The organism is Vibrio sp. Vb2131, assembly GCF_033338535.1.
GTDB lineage: Bacteria > Pseudomonadota > Gammaproteobacteria > Enterobacterales > Vibrionaceae > Vibrio > Vibrio alginolyticus.
The window spans coordinates 1-1,265 of the sequence record NZ_JAWOSW010000045.1 but is presented as its reverse complement, the minus strand read 5'-3'; the positions used below and the strand labels follow the sequence as shown (position 1 = coordinate 1,265).

Here is a 1,265-nt window from a genome sequence, read left to right as displayed (position 1 = left end):
TTTTTAACTAAAACGCTCGATGTACTTCATCGGGCGTTTTGTATTTTAAAGCCGTATGAGGCCTCATTTGATTATAGATATCTACGGACTCTGCTACCATCGTCCTTGCTTCTTTCAGATCTTTCGGTTTCTTCAGCAAGAGCTCCATTTTGAGTATCCCATTTACACGCTCAGCTAAAGCATTCTGATAACAGTCATACCCGTCAGTCATTGAGCAAGTCACTCTATGTTTCTTATGGATATCTTGATATTCCTTCGAACAGTATTGTGAGCCTCTATCTGAGTGGTGTATTAGCTTTTCTTCACTCTGCCGTTGCCTGAGAGCTGAGATAAATGCCCGCTTAACTGATTGAGTTTTCATGTTGTCATCCACATAAAAACCAACAATCTTCCTTGAATAAGCGTCTGTAACCAAGCTGAGATAACTCTCTCCATTTTGAGTTGGCAAGTAAGTAATATCAGCAACCCACAGTTGTTCTGGCTTCGTTGGTGTCAGCCCATCTTTCACTTTGTTTGGGTGACAGAAAAATCGATGACGGCTGTCAGTCGTTCGGTGATAGGCTCGTCTTGCTCTCACTAACAGCCGATGCTTTCTGAGAAGTTCAAAGAGCTTATCGCGACCTATTTGAATGCCCTTTGTTGCTGCTAAGAACTTCAGTTTACGCGTGCCAATGCGTGGCTGCTTCAGCCTGACTTCACGGACAAAGCCAATGACAGCATGCTCATGATGTTCACAACGAGATTGAGTTTGGCATTGCTTATAATAAGCTTGGCGAGAGATTTGTACTAACTGACAAAACTTCGTAACGCTCAAACCTACTATGGTTTTCTCTTGGACAACGCTTCTTTGTGCTTTTTTGTCACTCTAACACCATAGTCACGTTCCATAACGTTCACGACAGCTTCAAAGAAGTCGGCTTTGAGTTGAGCATCTTCGAGCTGCTTCTCAAGCTCTTTAATACGTTGCTCTGGTGTAGGAGGTGAATTGAACTTGGCCATAGAGTCTCCTTTGGACATAAAGTTAGGTGTCCCTTTAGACCAATCTAGTCGACCATGCTTACGAAGCCAAACCAAAACCGTAGAGCAACCTTGGATGCCATACTTCTCTTGGGCTTGTTTGTAAGTGAGGCTTCCTTTTTCAACCTCATCAACTACAGTGAGTTTAAAAGCGAGGGAGTAATCTCGCTGAGTTCTTTTAGTTGTTGATTTCATAACACTCTCCAATTTTGGGGGTGGAAAGTGTCAACCTTATTTAGGACGGCACA

At 42.9% G+C, this 1,265-nt stretch carries 1 protein-coding gene; it reads right to left on the bottom strand.

Features of this window, described 5'->3' with window-relative positions:
* Positions 1-7: 7 nt before the first annotated feature.
* A protein-coding gene (locus tag R7E38_RS22770) for an IS3 family transposase (RefSeq protein ID WP_182016900.1) occupies positions 8-1,212 on the bottom strand; the annotation gives its coding sequence in 2 pieces (ribosomal slippage) (positions 8-861 and positions 861-1,212; 1,206 coding nt in all).
* Positions 1,213-1,265 lie beyond the last annotated feature (53 nt).